The following is a 19,965-nucleotide window of genomic DNA, read 5'->3' on the forward strand; positions in this document are numbered from 1 at the left end:
CCTGTCCCGCCGGCCCCACCGGCCCGGGGCAGCAGGGCCGGCGCGGCGGCGGGCGGGCGGTGCACGCCCGCGCCCGGCCGTCTACGGCTCCGGCTCGTCCTCCTTGAAGTCCGACAACCGCTCCAGCAGGATCGGCTCCCACGCGCGCCGCAGCTGGGTCCGGAGCAGCACCGCGGAACCGCCCGCGCGGCCTTCCACGTGGGCGGCGAGCCGGATGACCGTGTCGCAGCGGGCGAGCCACAGGCCGCGCAGGCAGGGGCGGGCGCCGTACCCGGCGAGGGTGGCGGCACGTACGGACGCCGGGGAGCCGACGGCGACGGCCAGGCCGGCGATGTCCTCGGCGGGGTCGCCCAGGGCCGCCCGGGTCCAGTCCAGGATGCCGCGCACCCGGCCGTCGGCGCCGACCACCACGTGCTCTCCGGTCAGGCCGTGGTGGGTGAGGACGGCGGTGCCGGGCTGCGCGGCGAGCTGGGCCGCGCCGGGCGGGGGCAGCTGGTGCATCCGGGCGGCGTCGAACTCGTCGGCGCCGGCGAGCCGTTCGGCCGCGTGGACTGCCATGCGGCGCAGCGCCTCCAGGGAGCGCGGCGCGGTACGCGGCACGCCGAGCGCCTCGGCCTGCCGTACGGGCACCGCGCGCAGGCCCGTGAGCAGCCCGGCGAGGTCGGCCTCACCGATGGCGGAGACGTCGTGTTCGTCGGCCGTGCCGCCGGGCAGCTTGGTGTCCAGGGTGTAGGCGAGGCCGGGCGCCCAGTCGCCGTGCGCGACGCTCGTGGGGATGGCCACGGGCACGTGCGGCCGGACCAGGTCGCGCAGGCGCAGTTCCCGGCGGCGCAGCACGGAGGCCTCGCGGTCGGGCTCCAGGCGCAGCACATGACGGGTGCCGACCCACCACGTGTAGTCGAGACCCTCCGTCACGGGCCGTACGTCGGGGCCCGCGGTGTCGTCGCCGCCCTCCTTGAGCAGCGAACGGACCAGTCGGCGGACGGTGTCCGCGGTAGGTGTCGGTGCCTGGGTCATGGGTTCGCGCGTCGCCGTTCCGGGATGTCGTCGGAAAGTGTGTCTCCTGGGTCTCCGTGTGGTCTCTCAGTCCACTATGACCATGTCACGCGTGGTGTTGTTGAGGCGGCGGCCGCCGTCCTCGGTCACCGTGACGATGTCCTCGATGCGCACCCCGAAGCGGCCGGGCAGATAGATGCCGGGCTCGACGGAGAAGCACATGCCGGGCACGAGGGGCTGTTCCTCGCCCTCGATCATGTACGGCGGCTCGTGCGTGGTGACGCCGATGCCGTGTCCGGTGCGGTGGATGAAGTACGCGCCGTACCCGGCGTCGGTGATCACGGCGCGGGCGGCACGGTCGACGTCCTGGCAGGCCGCCCCGGGCCGTACGGCCTGGTAGCCCGCCTCCTGGGCCTCGCGGACGATGTCGTGCACCCGGCGCTCCTCCTCGGTGGGCTCGCCCACGTGGACCGTACGGGTGGTGTCGGAGCCGTAGCCGTCCTTCAGACCGCCGAAGTCCAGGACGACCATGTCGCCGCGCCGGATGACGCGGTCGCCGACCTCGTGGTGCGGGTTGGCGCCGTTGGGGCCGGAGCCGACGATGGTGAAGTCGACCTGCTCGTGGCCGAAGCGGCGCAGCAGGCCGGCGAGGTCCTGGCCGACCTCGGACTCGCGGCGGCCGGCGAAGGGAACTTTGCGGATCTCCTCGAACGTTGCATCGGCAGCCGCTCCGGCGGCGGCGAGGAGTTCCAGTTCCGCGGCGTCCTTGACGGCGCGCAGCATGGGGAGGGCGTCGGTGAGAGAGGCGTAGGAGGTGTCCGGCAGGGCCCGCTGGAGGCCCAGCAGGTGCATGGCCCAGGTGTTGTCGCTGATGCCGTAGCGGCCGTGGCCGTCGAGGAGGGCGGCGGTGACGGCGTAGGGGTCCTTGCCGTCGGTCCAGTCGCGCAGGGTGAGCGTGGAGGCGCCGACGGCGTGCTCGGCGTCCGGGGCCTCCAGGGTCGGCACGACCAGGACGGGGTCCTGGCCGGGGGTGAGCACCAGTACGGTGAGCCGCTCGGTGACGGCGGTGGGCGTGTAGCCGGTGAGCCAGACCATGTCCGGTCCCGGGGCCACGAGCAGTCCCGCGAGGCCGGCGTCGGCCGCGGAGCGCGCGGCACGCTCCATGCGGGCCCTGTGGTCGGCGGCGGTGAAGAGCGCGGGCGTACTACCGGTCATCCGGGCCTCCGGGCACGGGTGGGGAAACGGGCGACGGCGTCTCGGGCAGCATCCTGCCCGGCCGGACAGGGTCACGCGAGCCGATCGCCGGTGTTCCCCGCTGGGCGCGGTCGGCTCGGAAGGGACTCGGCATGGGGCCATCATGGCGCGCGGGGCGGATGGTGACCAGCGGGTTTCCCGGGGTGACCGAGAGGGTGAGGCAGGGCCCGCGCCGGCCCGCTCAGGTCATCACGCCGGGCACGACCGTCAACTGCTGGTAGCCCCCGCCGCGGTGACGCACGGTGAGGAGCACCTCTTTCCCGGGGCCGGCCTGGGCGACGGCCCGGGCGAGGTCGGCGGCGCTGTCGACGCGGACCGGGCCGAACTGCAGCAGCACGTCGCCGCGGACCAGGCCGGCCGCGTAGCCCGGGCCGGGCACGTGCACGCCCACGACCAGCGCTCCCGCCTTCTCGGCGTCGACGGCCTCGATGCCCAGGGTCACCCCGGCCGCGGCGGCAGGAGCGGGGCGCGGGGTGGCGGCGGGGGCGGTGGGTGTGGCCCTGGCCGGGGAGGTGCCCGGCGGGGCCTGGCGTTGCAGTTCGGCGAGCCGGCTCATGCCGATCACCGTGGCGCCGACCGTGCCCATGCCGACGCCGGACAGCACCAGCAGGGTCCCGGTGCACACGGCGAACAGCAGGGTCCGCAGCCGCCGTCCGCGCCGTGGCGCGGCGTGCGGGCGGTGGGGCGGGACGGGGGTGCCACCCTCCCGCCGGTCCTGACCGGGCATCGGCTTGGGACGCAACGCAGTCTGTTCCATGGTTCGCTCGCCTCCGGCTGATGGTCTACCCGGCGCGCCGGGCCGCGACGAGACACGAACGGGTGAGACTGGCCGGAGCGTGGCGGAGGGTAGCCATGACCTCCAGGGGCGAGCGAGCGCGGGGACGCGCCCAGCCCCGGGACCACCGGGGCGGCGTGTTGATCACACGCTCCCACCAGCCTCCGGACCACCTCCTGCGCCCCTTCCCGGGAGGTCCGCCCTGCAGGAGTTCCGTGCGGCGGAGGCCCCGGGTCACGGTGGGCGGGACGGCGACCGTGCGGAACGGGGCAGCAGAGCAAGGCCGTGTCCTGCGGCCGCGAGAGCGGTGAGGGCGCGCAGGACGGTGCCCTCGTGGCGCGGGTCGGAGCGGGACGCGCCGCCACCGGGCCGCGAGCGCCAGGCCGCCGCACGACTCGGCCACCGGACCGGCGTCGGCCCGGCGCCCCCGCCGCCCTCGGGACCAGGCGCAGCCGGAGCACGAGACGGACCGGCTCACCCCCGCCGCGCGGCCCCTGGCCAGGCGGCGCGACATCCCCGCCGCACCTGGTGACGAGTCGCTCGGGCACCGGCGGGAGGTGAACCCGGGCCGGTACCTCGCCCAGGAGCACTGCGCGCCGGCCCGGGCCCTGGTCGGCGCGGACCTCCGTCAGGAGGCCCGCGCGGTCCTGGCGGGCGGCGAGGCGATACGCGGCGAACCGGGCGGGGCGGCCGGCAAGGGACTGGACGAAGCCGCGGCAGAGGTGGCCGAGCGGCTCGGCGGGGTCAGCCGACGAGCTGGAGGGGCAGCGCCGGGGCCCGGTCGGGCAGGAAGCCGTGCGCACGGCGGCCCAGCCACTCGGCCTTGTACCGGTCGACGCTGCGATGCCAGTTCAGGATCCCGGCCATCCAGTTCTGCAGGTCGAGGACATAGCCGTCCAGGGCCGCCCGGCCCGCCTCCGAGAGCTCGAAGTCGTCGTAGAGCACGGGCAGTTCGTGCTCGATGACATGCTCGAACTGCTGCATGCGCTGGGTCGTCAGGTCGTGTACGACTCCGAGCGCGGCCGGATAGTCCACGCCGAAGAAGTTCTGCACGACGAGAACGGCGTTGTGGAGCTCGCCCTCGTACTCGATCTCCTTCTGGTACGAGAAGATGTCGTTGAGCAGGCAGCCGTAGTCGAAGGCGGCGTTCTCCAGGGAACGCACCGGGCCGCTGCGGTAGACCTCAGGCGGGACCGCGGGGCCGTGGCCCATCCGGCACAGGCTCAGGGTGAGGTCGGAGCCGAAGGTGGCGCGCCGCATCTCCAGGTAGTCGACCGGGTCGGGGACGCGGTTCTGCAGATGGTTGGACAGCTCCCACAGCCAGCTCTCGGTCATCGTGTTCACGGCCGCCTTCAGGGTGCGCCGCTGGTCGGCGGTCATGCCGGCCGCCGTTCGCGCCCACAGGTCGACGAGCCCCCGTTCCATCGCGCTGGCCGGGACGAGGGCCGGCTCGCCCTCCAAGGGCATGCACTGCGACAGCCGGGCCGTGGTCAGCCGGGCCGCGGCGAGGTCCCGGCGGTGGCCGTGGACCAGCGGGTAGTAGTCGTCGGCGTACGTCCCCCAGGCGAGCCACTGGGCGCTGAGGTCGAGCGCCTCGAGGGTGGCGTCCGGGTCCATGCCCGCGGAGCACAGCGCGAGGTCGGACGCGGCGAGTTTGTCCTCGTCCCAGACGCCCTCCTCCAGGATGCCCATGCGGTGCGACCAGTCGACGAGGCGCAGCCGGGCGTCGTCGAGGTGGGGGCTCAGTTCGAGCCGGTAGGGCATGCGGAACTCGGGCAGGATGGACGGGCCGATCTTCTGGTAGGGCAGATGGGTGTAGGCGCGCAGGCGTTCCTGCGCGGCCGAGGCGAGGAGCGCGCCGATGTCGGCGGCCGATACGCCGGGACCGCTCGGCAGCTGCCAGGGCGTGCCGGGCCGCGCACCCTTGTTCATGTAGCGGCTGGAGCGCATGTGCCACTCGTGGCCGCCGGACTGCCAGTCCTGAAGTCCCTTGGTGTAGGCGGCGATCGCGGCGGCTTCGGCCGGGGTGAGGCCCTTCTCCAGGGCGACGGCGGGGACTTCGGTGAGCGCCGTGTGCTCGAACTGGTGCAGGCGTGAGGTGAGGATGTCGTTGACGGTCTCGGCGGCCTCCTGGGTCGTACAGCCGAAGAAGGTCTCCAGCACCAGCACGCCGTTGCTGTTCTCGCCCTCGTCCTCGACCTCGCGCTGGTAGGAGAACAGGTCGTTGCGCAGGTGGACGGCGTCGGCGAAGGTCTCCATCAGCACGCGCAGCGGGCGGGTGCCGGCGACGGCGGCGGGCACCTCGGCGGTCGCGTACTCCACGAGCCCGGCCGACCAGGGGGCGCCGCCCACCTTGCGGCGCATCTCGATGTACTCGACGGGGTTGGCGATCCGCCCCTCGTTGATGTTCGACAACTCCCACATCGACTCGTTGAGCAGGTGCTCGGTGGCCACGGAGAAGCGGCGGCGCCAGTCCACGGACATCGACGGCACCGTGCGCACCCACAGGTCCTTCAGCCCCGCCTCGACGGCGTTCTCCGGCTCCGGTACAGGAGTTGCCGGGTCGAGCGGCATGAACAGGGGCAGGCGGTCCAGGTGGGCCTTGCCGGCGGCGCGGTCCGGGGTGCGCTTGTACATGTCGAGGAAGTGGTCGTCGAAGAAGAACACCCACACGTACCAGTCGGTGATCAGCGAGAGAGCGGGTCCGTCGCAGTCGGGGTGGGTGTAGGCGCACAGGAGTCCGTAGTCGTGTGCCTCCAGGTCGGCCTGCTCCCAGATCCCGGACCCTTCCAGCATGCCCATCTCGCGTGCCCACTCGGTCGAGTGGGCACGGGCCTCGTCGAGGTGCGGGTTGAGCCGCGCGGGATACGGCATGTAGAAGTGCGGGAGTTCGAACGGCTGCGTCATGGCCGGGGCCCTACCCGCGGCCCCGGGCGCCCATCCACCGCCCGGGACATGATCACACCATCGCGTGAACCGCCCGCGGAACGGGCAACTCACGTCGCCGATATGCCCCGTCCGCTCCCTTGCCGTGCCCCGGCGGGCGGGCCACGGTAGGCGCATGACCTCCTTTGTGCTGCCCCATGAGGTGCACGGCGACGGCGCCCACAAGGTGTTCGCCGTGCACGGCTGGTTCGCCGACCGGTCCGCCTACGCCGCCGTCCTGCCGGATCTCGACCGCTCCTCCTTCAGTTACGCGCTGGTCGACCTGCGCGGCTACGGCGAGGCCCGGGGCGCGGCGGGCGCGTACACGACGGCCGAGGCGGCCGGGGACCTGGTGGAGCTGGCCGACGGGCTGGGCTGGGAGCGGTTCTCGGTGATCGGGCACTCGATGGGCGGCGCGGTGGCACAGCGGCTGGCGGCCGCCGTACCGGACCGGCTTCGCCGGATGGCCGGTGTCTCCCCGGTGCCGGCCTCGGGGGTGCCGCTGGCCGGCGAGCAGGCCGCGCTGTTCACGGACGCCGCGCACAGGCCGGAGTACCGGCGCGCGATCATCGACTTCACCACCGGGGGCCGGCGTCCCGCCGCCTGGCTCGACCGGATGGTCGCCCGTTCGCTGGAGTGCAGCGACGCGAAGGCGTTCCGGGCCTGGCTGGACTCGTGGGCGGGCGAGGACTTCCACGCCGACGTCAAGGGCAGCGAGGTGCCCGCCCTGGCCGTGGCCGGGGAGCTGGATCCGGCCCTGTCGCCCGAGGTCATGCGGCAGACCTGGATGTCCTGGTATCCGCGTGCCGAGCTCGTGGCGCTGCCCTTCGCCGGGCACTACGCCATGGACGAGGCCCCGCTCGACGTGATCCGCGTGGTCGAGGACTTCCTGCGCGCGGACGCCGAAGGCCCGGCGGCTGACGCCGAAGGCCCGGCGGCTGCCGTGGTCCCGGCCGGCGAGGGCGAGCCGGCGTGAGCGGGCGCGGGACCCGGCCGGTGCCCGACGTGTTCGACCCGCGCCGGTACGCCGTCGGCGTGCCGTACGACGACTACCGTCTGCTGCGCGACCGGCACCCGGTCGCCTGGCAGGAGGAGCCGGAGGTGCTGGGCTGGCCGGCCGGGCCGGGGTTCTGGGCGGTGACCCGGCACGCGGACGTCGTCCGGGTGCTGAAGGACGCCACGACGTACTCCTCCCATCTCGGCGCGACGCAGATCCGCGACCCGGATCCGGCGGACCTGCCGTTCATCCGCCGCATGATGCTGAATCAGGATCCGCCGTGGCACGGGCGGTTGCGGCGGCTGGTGAGCCGGGCGTTCACACCGGGCCGGGTCGACCGGTTCGCGGCCGTCGCCCGGGAGCGGGCGCGCACCCTGCTCGCCGGGGCGCTTCAGCGGGCGCGGGAAGGGGACGGCACGGTCGACCTGGTGGCCGCCGTCACCGACGAGTACGCGCTGCTCAACCTGGCGGACCTGCTGGGCGTGCCGGAGAGCGACCGGCGGCTGCTGCTGCGCTGGACGCAGCGGGTCATCGGCTACCAGGACCCGGACGAGGCCGGTCCCCCGGTGCTGGACGCGACGGGCAGGCCGGTCAATCCGCGGTCCCCGGCGATGCTGGAGGACATGTTCGCCCATGCGCGGCAGCTGGCCGCCCACAAGCGGGAGCATCCGGCCGACGACGTCCTGACCACCCTGGCCCGTGACGCCGAACTCGCCGACGGCGAGCTGGAGATGTTCTTCTTCCTGCTCACCGTCGCGGGCAACGACACCGTGCGCAGCGCGGCCCCCGGCGGACTGCTGGCCCTGGCGGAACACCCGGAGGCCTACGAGGCGTTGCGTGCCGGGAAGGCGGAATTGACCAGCGCCGTCGAGGAGTTGCTGCGCTGGCATCCGCCCGTGCTGACCTTCCGGCGGACCGCCGCGCGGGACACCGAGCTGGCGGGGCAGCGGGTCCGGGCCGGTGACAAGGTCGTGGTCTGCCACGCCTCGGCCAACCGGGACGAGCGGGTCTTCACCGATCCGGACCGGCTCGACCTCGCCCGCTCCCCCAACCCGCACGTGTCCTTCGGCGACGGCCCGCACGTCTGCCTGGGCGCCCACTTCGCGCGGCTGCAGCTGCGGCTGCTCTACGAGGAGGCGCTGCGGGTGCTCCCCGAGCCGCGGCTCGCCGCACCGGCCGGGCGTCTGGTGTCGAACTTCATCAACGGCATCAAGTCGCTGCGCATGCGGATCACTTGACGTCGGCCCCGGCGACCTGGATCAGCGCGTGCGTGCCGCTGGTGCGCCAGCGGTCGCCCTCGGCCGCCACCAGCGCGGCCTCGGTCGCCGTGGACAGGCCGGTGATCACGTCCGACTTCAGGGTGCGCAGCGCGGCGACCGGGCCGGGGAAACAGGCGGTCGTCTCCTGGAAGGGCGTGGTCGGCGGCCAGAGCCGGTCGCCCACCAGACGGCGGTAGTTGAGGTCGCCCTTGAAGACGGTCAGCGTGGCCGCGGCGAACTCGGCGCGCAGGTCGTCCGGCATCCGCGCATACGGCAGCGGGGCGCAGGAGAAGGGATGGGCGCGCACGGCGAGGCGGCCGTCGGCCATGGCCGACCAGAGCACGCGCGCGTACTCGGCGGCCGCGCCGGACGCGGCGCGCAGCCGGTGCAGCGCGTCGACGACGTCGGCGGTGGTGGCGTCGGAGACGTAGTACGGGTACGGCTTGACGTGCAGCACCGCCCGTGCGGCCCGGTGCTCGGCGAGGAGATGGGCGATCAGCAGCAGGTCCGGAACGAGTTCGCGGCCGGCATTGTCCGCGACCAGGACGAGGGTGGCCGCGCCGCCGGGCGGCAGCAGTGACCACAGGGCCGCGCTGTCGTCGGCGACCAGCGCGGGGGCCGGGTCCCGGGTCGCGGCGCCCTCGGCGGAGAGCCGGAAGCCGAGGTCGGCGCGGTTGCCCCACAGCGAGCCGTGCAGCAGGGCACGCGCCCGCTCCTCCTCCGGCAGGCCGGGCAGGGCGTCCAGTGCTCCCAGCTCCTCGTCCGTCTCCGGCGCGTCGAGTTCGGCGCGTTTGAACGGGCGGAACGGGTCGATGCCCTGCCAGGCGCCGGGGCCGAACCAGCCGACGGCGTCCAGCAGCCGGCGGTAGAAGTAGCTCTCGGACCACAGCCACGGCACGTCGTACCAGGAGCGCCCGGCGCAGTCGGCCATGTCCCACTCCTGCCACCGGTCCCGGTCCGGGGCAGCGGCAGGCAGCGGCTCGACCGTCCCCTCGGTGCAGCTCTTCAGCAGTTCGTCCAGCGCCCGGTGCTGCCCGGGGCCGTAGGGGAAGGCGTCCCGTACCCGGCCGATGATCGCGGGGTGCCGCTCGGCCAGCACGCTGTGCGGGAACGAGCCGGGTTCGTTGCCGAGGATCACGGGTGCGAAGGGGGTGGAGGGCATGTCCGTCACCGTACCGCGCGCCTCAAGCGGTTCTGATCTCCCGCTCCAGTTGCGTGGCGAGCGTGACGTAGCGCGGACGGCGGTGCACCGGGACCAGGCCCCGGACCAGGAGGTGCCACATCTCGGCGACCCGGCGTGGAAGCCGTCCCGTCGGTTCGAGCGAGCGGCCGGCGACCCGGGTTCCGATGAAGAAGGAGACCAGGGAGTGCGCGACGATGCCGACGTCGAGATCGCTGTGCACGTCGGACTCCCTGACGGCTCCCGCGAACTTCCGGCCGGCGAACTCCAGCCATTCGTTGAACGGGTGCCTGAGGGGCGGCCGTATGGCGACGTCGGCGGTGGCGAGGCGGAGCGCGGCGCGCGGCACCGGGTCCTCCACGGCGAGTCTCGCGACCCCGAACGTGGTCCGCATCAGGGCCTCCAGCGAGGAGCAGCCGCGGCTGTCGACCTCGGCGACAAGCGCTTTCGCGGACCTGGCGTTGAGTTCGAGGATGGCGTGGGCGAGATCCTCCTTGGCGGCGAAGTGGAAGTACAGCGCGCCCTTGGTGACCTTTGCGTGTGCGACGATGTCGCTCAGACTCGTGGACTCATAGCCTTGCCGGTCGAACAGGTCGGCGGTGGCCGTGATGATCGTTGCCCGGGTCTGTTCGGCGCGTAACTGCCTCGCCATCCTGGGACCCCTCCTCGCGACGTACGAACGGGACATGCGGTTTGTTCTTAACCCCCTGCACACGATAACTCACCGAGCGGCAGGGGCAGTCCGGGGCCCGGGTGGTCGGCGCCCCGACACGTGTCACGGCGGATCCGGCGCCGGACGGACCCGCGGCGGTTCGTGAACCACGAGACCAGAACGGTTTCCCCCTTCCTTGCCCGGCCGCCCTGGGCAGCCGCGGGACGGTGGGTGCCGGACCCGTGATCGCCACCATACGAGGATGACCGGTGGCTCCTCAACGGGGCCTTGAATCAGGCGCGAAACATCCGAACCGGTCGGTGCCTTTGCGCCCCCCGAGCATCGATACGCCGGGCCCGCTGAACACCCGGAAGGCCTCCGCCGTACTGGACCGCGCAGACCCTGTTCCCGCGCCCGCCGAGGAGAGATCCCGGATGACCCGGATGCCCGCCCGCCCGAGCGTCATGGCGGCCGCCGCCGCGGCCCCGCTGCTGCTCCTGTCGTGGGCGGCGGGGTCTGCCCAGGCGCACGGGGCCCCCACGGATCCGGTCAGCCGGGTCTACGCCTGCTCCCCCGAGGGTGGCGACGCCGGCCGCTCGGCGGCCTGCCGGGCGGCGGTCGCGGCGAACGGCGCTCCCTTCACCGCCTGGGACAACCTGCGCGTGGCCGGGGTGAACGGCCGTGACCGGCAGGTGATTCCGGACGGCAAGCTGTGCAGCGGGAACCTTCCGGCGTACCGGGGCCTGGACCTGGCGCGACCGGACTGGCCGGCGACCCGGCTGACGCCCGGGGCCGCACTGACGATGACGTACGCCTCGACGATCGCGCACACGGGCACGTTCCGGCTGTATCTGACCAAGCCCGGTTACGACCCGGCGAAACCGCTCGCCTGGTCCGATCTGCCGGAGCGGCCCATCGCACAGGTCACCGATCCGCCACTGCGCGACGGGGCGTACCACATCGCCGCCAGACTGCCGCGAGACCGGACGGGGCGTCAGATCCTGTACACGGTATGGCAGAACAGCAGCACGGCGGACACCTACTACTCGTGCTCCGACGTGGTCTTTCCGCAGAAGGGTGCGGGGAAGCCGAAGGCCGGACCTGCCGTGTCGGCAAGTCCGGCCTCCGTCGCGAGTGGGCAGGCCGCCCGGGAGACGGGCCCGTCGGCGCCCGTGCTGGCGGGCGGCGCCGCCGCGGTGCTGGTGCTCACCGGGGGCACCGCCCTCGCAGTGCGTCTGCGACGACGCTGAACTCAGCTGTGCTGCTCGGTGATGGATCGCTCAGTTGACGTACACCGGCGTGCCGCCGTCCGTCACGGGCGCGTACTTGGCGGTGAAGTAGCCGCTGGCGAAGCACAGCGACGAACCGGACGTCTTGGTGAACTGCTGGTTGGTGAAGCTGATGCTGTTGTCCGCGTTGTCGGCCTTCCCGGTCAGGGAGGCCGCCTGGTAGACGCAGGTGATCGAGCCCAGCAGCGTGCGCAGCTTGACCGTGGTCTGGATGGTGGAGCCGCTCGCCGGCGAGACGGTGAGGGTGCCGTCGGAGGCGACCGTCGCCGTGTAGGGCAGGTTGTCGACGGTGATGCCGCTGACCCCGAGCACGCCGATGACGTTGCTGGTGCAGGAGCTGCTGTCGAAGGTGTGCCCGGTGACGGACTCGGTGGCCGTGCCAGGGGCGGTCGGGTTGCCGGTGACCGTGGCGGTGAACTGGGAGGACGTGCAGGTCACGCCGCTGGTGCCGGTCGCGCTGGAGTAGAGCGTGGCGGACGTGCCGGAGGCCAGCGGCGCGGTGAGGGAGTCACCGGTCGCGACGGCGGTGCCGCCCGCCCCGCCGGTGGTGAGGACGGCGCTGCCGTCGGCGGAGGCGGGGGCGGCGACCGCGAGGGCGAGCGCGGTCGCGGTACCGGCGAGGGCGAGAAGGGATCGGGTGCGCATGCGGGCGCCTCTTTCCTGGGTGGGGTCCGGGTGAGGTGGGGGTGGGGGGTGGCAGATGGTGGGTGGATGGGTGCGTGGGTGGCGAGTGATGCCACAGCGGCGTGGTGCGGTGCTGCGCGCGGTGCCGCCGGCGCAGGACCGTGCGCCTTCTCCGTACGCGACGGTCCGGCGACGGCGGCGGTCCGGGCACCGGCCGAAGGCCCGGGGGAAGGCCTTCGGCCGGGCCGGCAGGAGGCGGCCGGACACGGCCGGGGGGAGGGCCGTGCGAGGCCGCAGCGGTGTGAACGGTTTCTGTCGGCGAGGTGAGCGGTCGGCGTGAGAGACCGGGAAACGCATCCGGTGCCGCTCGGCGGACCCGGCGCCACGGATCCGTGAAAACAGGGGAAGTTGTAGACCTGATCAACCGTCAACGTCAAGCCGGGCCAAGGGAGTTGTGGCGTGTGATCGCAGCTCGGGCACATCCGACACTCTTTTTTCACATCTGCCTTGACCCCCCGAAGTAACCGGCGGTAACTTCCTCGCAGGCTACTGCCGCGTAACGAGAAAGCCCTTGCTCCGCCGGGGTGCGAGGAGGCGTACGCGACAGTCGCTGTCCGCGCCAGGACACCGCGCCCCTGAAGCCCGACCCGCAGTGATCCATGCCCATGGGAGCAGACATGGCCTCGTCCCCGGACGTCCCGTCCGTCGGCAACACCCCCGAGAACCCGGGAAACGGTTCACCCTCCGAGACCTCCGAGACCTGCGAGACCTCCGCAGCCTCCGGATCCTCCGAAGCGCCGCACGCGGCCCAGGCCGCCGGCGGCGAGAGGCGGGGCCGGGTCCGGGCCCGTCGGGCCGCGGTGATGGCGGTACCCGCCACCCTCGTCGCCGCCGGTCTCGCGGTGCTCACCGCCCAGGGGGCGCTGGGCGTGCAGTTCGCGATCTCCGGCATGCCGTTCACGGTCACCGCGACGGAGCTGAACGGAACCGGTTTCGAGCAGTTCGGCGGCCTCGACAACATGGCGGCCGGCAGCCCGAACGCCGGGGACACCGGGGGCCAGGAGCTCGTGGTGACCTCCGCGATCAAGAACGCCACGCTCGACCATCTGTGCCAGAGCGTCGACCTCGGCGGCACCAACCTGCTGATCACGGCGGGCGCCGGCGCGGACAAGGTGCAGGCGAGCGATCTGACCACGGACTCCTCGGAGCTGTCCGGCAACGCCGCGTTCAACAACATCGAGATCGGCAACGACGCCAGCACGCTGACCAAGGCGGGCGTGAAGGGCCCGATCGGTGTGTTCAGCCAGCAGGCCGACACCGTGCACATCGCCAACCTGCGACAGACCAACTACGCCACCACGGCCGGTGTGTTCAAGCTTCCCGGTCTCAAGCTCCGCTTCAGCGACTCGGGTTGCTGATCGCGGTGGCCGACCGTCCACGCCGGGCAGCGCGGGCCGCCTTCCGTGGCTGGCGGGCCCGGCGGCCGTTCTGGGGCGGGCTGCTGCTCGCGCTGGCCGGCGGCGAGATCCTGCTCACCGAGAAGGCCTCGCTGAAGGTCGTGATGCACATCGGCATGCAGGGAGCGGCCGGCTATCTGCTGCCGGGCCTGATGGCGCTGCTGGGCCTGCTGATCCTCTTCAATCCGGCGCAGCGGCTCTTCTACTCCATCACCGGCGTGCTGCTCTCCCTGGGCACCTGGGTCACGTCCAACCTGGGTGGCTTCTTCATCGGCCTGCTGCTGGGCGTCACCGGCAGCTGCCTCGCCTTCGGCTGGCTCCCCGACCAGGAGCCGCGGGTCAGTCGCCGCGAGCGCCGCAGGCAGGCGGAGGCGGCGGCGCGTACAGGGGCCGAGGCGACCAAGGGCCCGGAGGGCGCGGAGGGCCTGGCCGCCTGACGGCCCGACGACGGCGTACGGCGCACACAGGCGTCCGCCACGGCGCACACAGCTGTCCGCCGGTCGACCGATCAGGCACCGGGACTCGGCCGACGCTCACCGGGGACTCGGTCCTTCCCCTGACCACGGCCGGCACCGCGCGTGGCGGCGGTCGCCACGAGGAGGGCGCGGGTGAGCAGGACGGTGGTGAACGGGTCGCGCGGGCCGGTGCCCAGGCGCCGCAGCACCTGGAGCGACGTGCCACCCACCGGGCCGGTCGCAGGTCCGCCGGCCGGGCCCGTCGGGCTGTCAGAGGCCAGGGAGACGGCGGGCCGGAGCCGGTGCGTCCGCGGCCCGTTCGGCGAGCCGGCCGACGAGGAGGCGTACGACGTCGACGACGGCGGCCTGTCCGCCTGCGTCCACGAAGTACACCTGGCGGCGGCCCTCCCGGCGGGAGCGGACCAGCCCGGCGAGCTTCAGCTTGGTCAGGTGCTGGCTGACGGCGGGCAGCGCACCGCCGATCCGCCCGGCGAGCCCGGTGACGTCGCTCTCCCCCTGGATCAGCGCCCAGACGATGTGCAGCCGGGCGGGCGAGGCGAGCAGTCCGAAGGCGGCGGCAGCCTCGGTGAGCACCTCGGCGGAGGGGTCCTGGTAGCCGGTGCCGGGCGCTGCCGCCACTGTCGCCCTCCCTCCGCTTCGTCCTGTGGTTTCCGTCTGTTCCGTCTGTCCGCGGGGACCAAGTGTAGGTCGGCGGGAACGGCCTCCGAGCCCGTCGGGCCGCGCGAGGGCGGGAACATGCCGGTGAAGAGATCCGACAGCACGACGCGGGTGCCCCCGGTCTTCGGGGGCACCCGCCTCGGCAGTGAAGACGGTGCTGCAGGGTCGTGCCGGGGCCGGTGAAACGTCAGGCGAGACCGGCGGACTGCAGCCAGGCCTTGGCCACGTCCAGCGGGTCCTTGCCCTGGACCTGCACCTGGGTGTCCAGGTTCAGCAGGGTCGCGGTGTCGAGCTTGGCCGAGACCGCGTCGAGCGCGTCGACGCCCTTCTGCGACAGGGCGCCCTTGTGGACGAGCGGCTGGACGTTCTCGAACCCGAAGAGGTTCTTCGGGTCCTGCAGGACGACGAACTTCTCCTTGGAGATGGTCGAGTCCGTGGTGAAGATGTCCGCGGCCTGCACGGCGTTCTTCTGCAGCGCGGCCTGGGTGAGCGGGCCACCCGCGTCGAGCGCCTTGAACGACTTGAACTCGAGGCCGTAGACCGACTTCAGGCCCACCAGGCCCTGCTGCCGGGTCTGGAACTCCGGCGAGGCGCCCATGACCAGGTCCTTCGCGATGGGCTTGAGGTCGGCGATGGTCGACTTCTCGGTGAGGTGGTACTTCTGCGCGGTGGCCGCGTTGAGCGTCACGGAGTCCTTGGACTGTGCCGCGGCCGGCTTGAGCAGGGTCAAGTCGGAGTCCAGCTTGGCCTCGATGGCCGTCGTGGTGGCGTCGGCCGTCGTCGGCCTGGCCTTCGGGTCGAGGTAGGCCAGCAGGGCGCCGTTGTACTCGGGCAGCACCTTGATGGAACCGCCCTTGATCAGCCCGTAGGTGGTCTCGCGGCTGCCGATGTTCGGCTTGTAACTGACCTTGATCCCCTTGGCCTTGAGGGCCTCGCCGTAGATGTCGGCGAGCAGGGTGCTCTCGGGGAAGTTGTTGGATCCGACGACCACGGTGTCGCCGCTCGCCTTGCTGTCCGTCAGCGGGTTGCCGCCGGACTTTCCGTCGCTGGAGGAACAGCCCGTCAGCAGAGCCGTCGCCGCCGCGAGGGCGACCACCGCCGCGCCTCGGTTCCTCCGGATGGACCTGCTGATGCGGTTGTTGGAAGTCACCCACCGATCCAATCCAGCCGGTTCTCGGTCAGTCAAGGGCCGCAGATCACCGATTGGCCTCGATCTGCGGTCGCTTGTGGGCACAGCCCGCCGGGCGCCCTGTCCGCGCCCTGTCGGCCGGCACCGGCGGGCAGGCCTCAGCCGCTCCGCCGTACCCCCGGCGAGACCGTGATCCGGGAGGCCGCCCAGAACACCACGAGGGTGGTCAGGGCGAGTCCGGCCACCAGGGTGGCGCCGCCGACGACCTTCTCGTAGTCCCGCTGGTAGAGACCGTCGATGATGTAGCGGCCGAGTCCGCCGAGGCTGACGTAGGCGGCGATGGTGGCCGTGGAGACGATCTGGATGGCCGCCGTGCGCAGACCGCTCAGGATGAGGGGGAGGGCGACCGGCAGCTCGACCTGGAACAGCACCCTCGCCTCGGGCATGCCCATGCCCCGGGCCGCGTCCACCGGCGAGGGGTCGACGGAGCGGACCGCCTCGTAGGTGGTGACCAGGATGGGCGGTACGGCGAGCACGACCAGCGGGATCATCACCGGCAGCAGACCGAACCCGATCCAGATGAACATCAGGACCAGCAGACCGAAGCTGGGCAGCGCCCGGCCCGCCGTGGCGATCAGGGCGAGGGCGTTGCCGCCGCGGCCGTAGTGGCCGGTGACCAGGCCGACGGGCAGCCCGATCAGGGTGGCGAACAGCAGCGCTTCCACGGAGTACTTGGCGTGCTCGGCGAGCCGGGTGGGGATGCCGTCGTAGCCGTGCCAGTGGGCGCTGTCGCTGAAGAAGGCGTGTGCGAAGTTCAGGACGTTCACCGGGTGGCACCCTTCCTCGGCATCCAGGGGGTGAGGAGACGGCGGACGAGGACCAGCAGGGCGTCGGCGAGGATGCCCAGCAGCGCCGTCGTCAGGACCGAGTTCACGGCCAGGGCGGGCCGGTGGTAGGTGGTGGCGTCGTTGAGCATGTTGCCGAGCGCGCCCTGGTTGCCGATGAGCATGCCGACGCTGACCAGGGAGAAGCTGGAGACGACCGCGACCCTGAGACCCGCGATGATCGCGGGTGCGGCGATGGGCAACTGGACCTGGAGGTAACGGCGTACGGGGCCGAAGCCCATGGCCTGCGCGGCGGCCAGGGTCTCCTGCGGCACCGAGCGGACGCCGTCCACGATCCCCGGTACCAGCACCACCAGGCTGTAGACCGCGAGCGGGATCATCACCGTGGTCTCGCTCTGCCCGAAGTAGTCGATGAGCACGACGAAGAAGGCCAGCGACGGGATGGAGTAGAGCACGGTGGTGACGCCGAGGACGGGCGGGTAGACCCAGCGGAAGCGTACGCAGAGCTGGGCCACGGGCAGCGCGACGAGCAGCGCGACCAGCACCGGCAGCAGGCCCTCACGCACATGCAGGCCGACGAGCCCGAGGTAGCTGTGCTGGAGGTCGCTCGGAAGGTCGAAGAAACCGTTCATTGCGCGGCCTTGAGGCCGGAGCCGTCCGAGGGACCGCGCTGCGCGGCGTCGGTGCTGTCCGCGGGGGCGTCCTTTACAGCATCGGCGCCGTCCTCGACCCGCCCACGCTCGGCCTCACCGCCGTCCACCGACCGGCCCTGCACGGCATCGGCATCGTCTTCGGCCCGGTCCTGTACGGCCTCGGCGCCGGTCTCGGCCTGACCGCGCTCCGTCCCGGTGTCGTCCTCGACCCGCCCACGCTCGGCCTCACCGCCGTCCACCGACCGGCCCTGCACGGCATCGGCGTCGTCTTCGGCCCGGTCCTGTACGGCCTCGGCGTCGTCCTCGGCCCGGTCCTGTACGGCATCGGTGCCGGTCTCGGCCTGACCGCGCTCCGTCCCGGTGTCGTCCGGGATCCGGCCTCGCTCGGGCTCGGTGCCGGCCGCGGCCCGGCTGTGCGCTGTGCGGATGGCCTCGCCGATGGTCTGCTGGGAGACGACGCCCACGGCGCGGCCCTCGTCGTCCACCGCGACGGCCCAGCCGGTCGGTGAGAGCACCGCACCGTCGAGCGCGGTGCGCAGCGAGTCCCTGCTGGGCACGAACGGCCGCCCGTGGTCGAGGAGTTGCGCCCGGTCGACGGCCCCGGCGGTGAGCCGGTCCGGCTCGCTCCAGCCGAGCGGCCTGCCCTCGGGGTCGGTGACGAGGAGGTAGGGGGCGTCGGCGCGGGGGGCGAGCCGGTCGGCGTCGGCGTCGATGTCCACGATCGGCTCGGTCTGCAGCTCCAGTCCGGCGGACGGGAAGAAGGACAGCCGGCGGATGCCCCGGTCGGCGCCGAGGAAGTCCTCCACGAAGGAGTCGGCGGGCGCGCTGAGCAACTCGGCGGGCGGGGCGAACTGGGCGAGCCGGCCGCCGGTGCGCAGCACGGCGACCATCGTGCCGAGCTTGATCGCCTCGTCGATGTCGTGCGTGACGAAGACGATGGTCTTGCCCAACTCGTCCTGGATACGCAGCAGCTCGTCCTGAAGTCCCTTGCGCACCACGGGGTCGACGGCGGAGAACGGCTCGTCCATCAGCAGCACCGGCGGATCCGCGGCGAGCGCCCGGGCCACGCCGACGCGCTGCTGCTGGCCGCCGGAGAGCTGGTAGGGGTACCGCTTGGCGAGCGCGGTGTCGAGCCCCACCCGCTCCATCAGCTCGGCGGCTCGCGCGCGGGCCTTCTGCTTGCCCCAGCCGAGCAGCCGGGGCACGGTGGCGATGTTGTCGAGGATGGTGCGGTGCTGGAAGAGTCCGGCGTTCTGGATGACGTAACCCATCGAACGGCGCAGGGTGTTGACCGGCTGCCGCCGGATGTCCGTGCCGTCGAGGAGGATGCTGCCCTCGGTGGGCTCCACCATCCGGTTGATCATCCGCAGGGTCGTCGTCTTGCCGCAGCCGGAGGGGCCCACGAGGACGGTGATCGCGCGGTCCGGTATCTCCAGCGACAGCCGGTCGACCGCGACCGTGCCGTCCGGATACCGCTTCGTGACTGACTCTATCCGTATCAAAACGCCGAATGCCCTTCGGGTTTGGCGGATTTCCGCCCGCTTTCGGCCACGGCCGTCGCTGCGCAGCCCGTTGCGGGGAGAGTCTAGACCTCGAGTGTTTCAGCGTTTTGGCGGGTGAATGGCTAGGCGACCGGCAGTCCCGGGGTGCGGACCACGCGCCGTCCGGTGTCCACCGCGAACACCTCGCAGCGGGGGCGGGCGGCGGCCCAGGCCGGCCCGTCGGCGCCCAGCGCGAAGGCGGCCGTGGCGGTCGTGTCCGCCTCCGTCAGGGTCGGGGCCACCACGGTGAGGCTGAACAGCCCTGTGGCGGGGCGTCCCGTGCGGCCGTCGAGGATGTGGTCACCGCGCTCGTACCGCCCGGAGGTGGCCACGGCCGCGTCGGTGACCGCCAGCACGGCACAGACCCGGTCGGCCTGTTCCGGATGCCGGATGCCCACCCGCCACGGCCCGCCGGAGACCACCACGTCACCACCGGCGTTCAGGCAGAACCGCCGCGCCCCGGCCGCCGCCAGCAGCCCGGCCGCCCGCTGCACCGACCAGCCCTTGACCACCGCACAGGGATCGAACCCCCGGCCGGGCAGCCGCACGTCGAAGGCACCACCGGTGGCGGCCCGGTACCGTTCGCACAGGCCGAGGACCTCCCCCAGGTCCTCGCTCAGCTCCTCCTCCGCCAGCTCCCCGCGCCCGTACCGGGAGACCTCGCTGTCGGACTTGAACGGGCTGAAACGGGCGTCGACCTGGCGCAGCCAGGCGAAGACCTCGTCCGCGGCCGCGCCGAAGTCGCCCTCGTCGTCGATCCGCAGTGAGACCGGAAACCCCATGACGTGCTCGACCCGCCGCACGTCAGGAGCCCTTGGCGTCGAGCGCGGCCTGGAGGGACTCCCGGTATCCCCGGCTCGTGATCGTGGCCCCGGACACCGTGTCGATGTGGGCGCTCTGCGCCTTGAGCGTCTCGGCGACCAGCTCCGGTACGGCCCACCGGGTCTGCGGATGGTGGGGCGCCTGGAGCATCCGCACGGAGGTGATCCGGTCGCCCCGGAAGGTCACCTCCACCTGGAAGACGCCCTTCGTGGTGCTGACCGCGGTGCCCGCGACCACCTTCGAGGAGGTCGCGGAAGACGCCGCGGAAGACGCCGCGGATGGCGAGGAGGCGGCGGCGGACGGCACTCGAGTCGGCGGAGCCGCCGGCTGTGCGGTGTCGACGGTCCCGGCCGAGGGGTGGTACCGCCACACCGGTATCAGTCCGGCGACGGTCAGGACGAAGACGGGAATGGCTCGCTTCACGGTCAAACGCC

Annotated in this window: 19 protein-coding genes and 1 pseudogene; 5 read left to right on the top strand and 15 right to left on the bottom strand. The window is 72.7% G+C overall.

Features of this window, described 5'->3' with window-relative positions; all coding sequences use genetic code 11:
• Positions 1-81: 81 nt before the first annotated feature.
• From ABT288_RS41195 to cyc2, 4 genes are all read right to left on the bottom strand, one after another.
• Positions 82-1,017 carry a phosphotransferase family protein gene (locus tag ABT288_RS41195; protein ID WP_351619515.1) on the bottom strand — a complete coding sequence of 312 codons (936 nt, stop codon included), beginning with the start codon at positions 1,015-1,017 and terminating at the stop codon, positions 82-84.
• A 66-nt stretch (positions 1,018-1,083) separates the two neighbouring features.
• Positions 1,084-2,211: an aminopeptidase P family protein gene (locus ABT288_RS41200; RefSeq protein WP_351619518.1), complete on the bottom strand. Its 1,128-nt coding sequence runs from the start codon at positions 2,209-2,211 to the stop codon at positions 1,084-1,086.
• Between the two features lie 220 nt (positions 2,212-2,431).
• Positions 2,432-3,007 carry a PDZ domain-containing protein gene (locus ABT288_RS41205; RefSeq protein ID WP_351619520.1) on the bottom strand — a complete coding sequence of 192 codons (576 nt, stop codon included), beginning with the start codon at positions 3,005-3,007 and terminating at the stop codon, positions 2,432-2,434.
• A gap of 762 nt (positions 3,008-3,769) precedes the next feature.
• The gene (cyc2, locus tag ABT288_RS41215) at positions 3,770-5,932 is read right to left on the bottom strand and encodes a germacradienol/geosmin synthase Cyc2 (protein ID WP_351619523.1); all 2,163 of its coding nucleotides are present in this window, start codon (positions 5,930-5,932) and stop codon (positions 3,770-3,772) included.
• Positions 5,933-6,086: 154 nt separating this feature from the next.
• On the opposite strand from cyc2, the gene ABT288_RS41220 reads away from it, so the two are divergent.
• Together ABT288_RS41220 and ABT288_RS41225 are read left to right on the top strand one after the other, a co-directional pair.
• Positions 6,087-6,926 carry an alpha/beta fold hydrolase gene (locus ABT288_RS41220; RefSeq protein WP_351619525.1) on the top strand — a complete coding sequence of 280 codons (840 nt, stop codon included), beginning with the start codon at positions 6,087-6,089 and terminating at the stop codon, positions 6,924-6,926.
• On the top strand, positions 6,923-8,185 hold the full coding sequence (locus ABT288_RS41225; RefSeq protein ID WP_351619528.1) for a cytochrome P450: 1,263 nt from the start codon (positions 6,923-6,925) through the stop codon (positions 8,183-8,185). Before ABT288_RS41220 ends, ABT288_RS41225 begins: the two co-directional genes overlap by 4 nt.
• Here the strand turns inward: ABT288_RS41225 and ABT288_RS41230 are convergent.
• The gene (locus ABT288_RS41230; protein WP_351619531.1) at positions 8,178-9,368 is read right to left on the bottom strand and encodes a damage-control phosphatase ARMT1 family protein; all 1,191 of its coding nucleotides are present in this window, start codon (positions 9,366-9,368) and stop codon (positions 8,178-8,180) included. The two genes, ABT288_RS41225 and ABT288_RS41230, sit on opposite strands and share 8 nt — an antisense overlap.
• A gap of 22 nt (positions 9,369-9,390) precedes the next feature.
• Positions 9,391-10,038 (bottom strand): ScbR family autoregulator-binding transcription factor, encoded by a 648-nt coding sequence (locus tag ABT288_RS41235; RefSeq protein WP_351619534.1) that lies wholly within the window; start codon positions 10,036-10,038, stop codon positions 9,391-9,393.
• A gap of 434 nt (positions 10,039-10,472) precedes the next feature.
• Between ABT288_RS41235 and ABT288_RS41240 the strand changes: the two genes are divergently transcribed.
• On the top strand, positions 10,473-11,288 hold the full coding sequence (locus ABT288_RS41240) for a lytic polysaccharide monooxygenase (protein ID WP_351619536.1): 816 nt from the start codon (positions 10,473-10,475) through the stop codon (positions 11,286-11,288).
• A 30-nt stretch (positions 11,289-11,318) separates the two neighbouring features.
• Here the strand turns inward: ABT288_RS41240 and ABT288_RS41245 are convergent, their stop codons facing one another.
• The gene (locus ABT288_RS41245; protein ID WP_351619538.1) at positions 11,319-11,972 is read right to left on the bottom strand and encodes a Tat pathway signal sequence domain protein; all 654 of its coding nucleotides are present in this window, start codon (positions 11,970-11,972) and stop codon (positions 11,319-11,321) included.
• 656 nt (positions 11,973-12,628) lie between these two features.
• On the opposite strand from ABT288_RS41245, the gene ABT288_RS41250 reads away from it, so the two are divergent.
• Positions 12,629-13,369 carry a DUF6230 family protein gene (locus ABT288_RS41250; protein ID WP_351619540.1) on the top strand — a complete coding sequence of 247 codons (741 nt, stop codon included), beginning with the start codon at positions 12,629-12,631 and terminating at the stop codon, positions 13,367-13,369.
• Positions 13,370-13,374: 5 nt separating this feature from the next.
• Positions 13,375-13,845, top strand: coding sequence for a DUF6114 domain-containing protein (locus ABT288_RS41255; protein ID WP_351619543.1), 471 nt, complete (start codon positions 13,375-13,377; stop codon positions 13,843-13,845).
• A gap of 71 nt (positions 13,846-13,916) precedes the next feature.
• On the opposite strand, the gene ABT288_RS41260 is transcribed toward ABT288_RS41255, so the two are convergent.
• The 8 genes and pseudogenes from ABT288_RS41260 to ABT288_RS41295 form a co-directional block, all read right to left on the bottom strand.
• Positions 13,917-14,093: a hypothetical protein gene (locus ABT288_RS41260; RefSeq protein WP_351619546.1), complete on the bottom strand. Its 177-nt coding sequence runs from the start codon at positions 14,091-14,093 to the stop codon at positions 13,917-13,919.
• A 40-nt stretch (positions 14,094-14,133) separates the two neighbouring features.
• Positions 14,134-14,502 (bottom strand): ArsR/SmtB family transcription factor, encoded by a 369-nt coding sequence (locus ABT288_RS41265; protein ID WP_351619549.1) that lies wholly within the window; start codon positions 14,500-14,502, stop codon positions 14,134-14,136.
• A gap of 226 nt (positions 14,503-14,728) precedes the next feature.
• The gene (locus tag ABT288_RS41270) at positions 14,729-15,691 is read right to left on the bottom strand and encodes an ABC transporter substrate-binding protein (protein ID WP_351619552.1); all 963 of its coding nucleotides are present in this window, start codon (positions 15,689-15,691) and stop codon (positions 14,729-14,731) included.
• Positions 15,692-15,828: 137 nt separating this feature from the next.
• Positions 15,829-16,497, bottom strand: coding sequence for an ABC transporter permease (locus tag ABT288_RS41275; RefSeq protein ID WP_351619555.1), 669 nt, complete (start codon positions 16,495-16,497; stop codon positions 15,829-15,831).
• The gene (locus tag ABT288_RS41280; protein ID WP_351619558.1) at positions 16,494-17,147 is read right to left on the bottom strand and encodes an ABC transporter permease; all 654 of its coding nucleotides are present in this window, start codon (positions 17,145-17,147) and stop codon (positions 16,494-16,496) included. The genes ABT288_RS41275 and ABT288_RS41280 overlap by 4 nt, the downstream gene beginning before the upstream one ends.
• A 401-nt stretch (positions 17,148-17,548) precedes the next feature.
• Positions 17,549-18,670, bottom strand: a pseudogene (locus tag ABT288_RS41285) (ABC transporter ATP-binding protein); the annotation flags it as partial.
• Between the two features lie 122 nt (positions 18,671-18,792).
• The gene (locus tag ABT288_RS41290; protein ID WP_351619561.1) at positions 18,793-19,512 is read right to left on the bottom strand and encodes an FAD:protein FMN transferase; all 720 of its coding nucleotides are present in this window, start codon (positions 19,510-19,512) and stop codon (positions 18,793-18,795) included.
• Position 19,513: 1 nt separating this feature from the next.
• Positions 19,514-19,954 carry an FMN-binding protein gene (locus ABT288_RS41295; RefSeq protein WP_351619564.1) on the bottom strand — a complete coding sequence of 147 codons (441 nt, stop codon included), beginning with the start codon at positions 19,952-19,954 and terminating at the stop codon, positions 19,514-19,516.
• Positions 19,955-19,965 lie beyond the last annotated feature (11 nt).

Source organism: Streptomyces sp. NPDC001093 (assembly GCF_040298985.1).
Classification (GTDB): domain Bacteria; phylum Actinomycetota; class Actinomycetes; order Streptomycetales; family Streptomycetaceae; genus Streptomyces.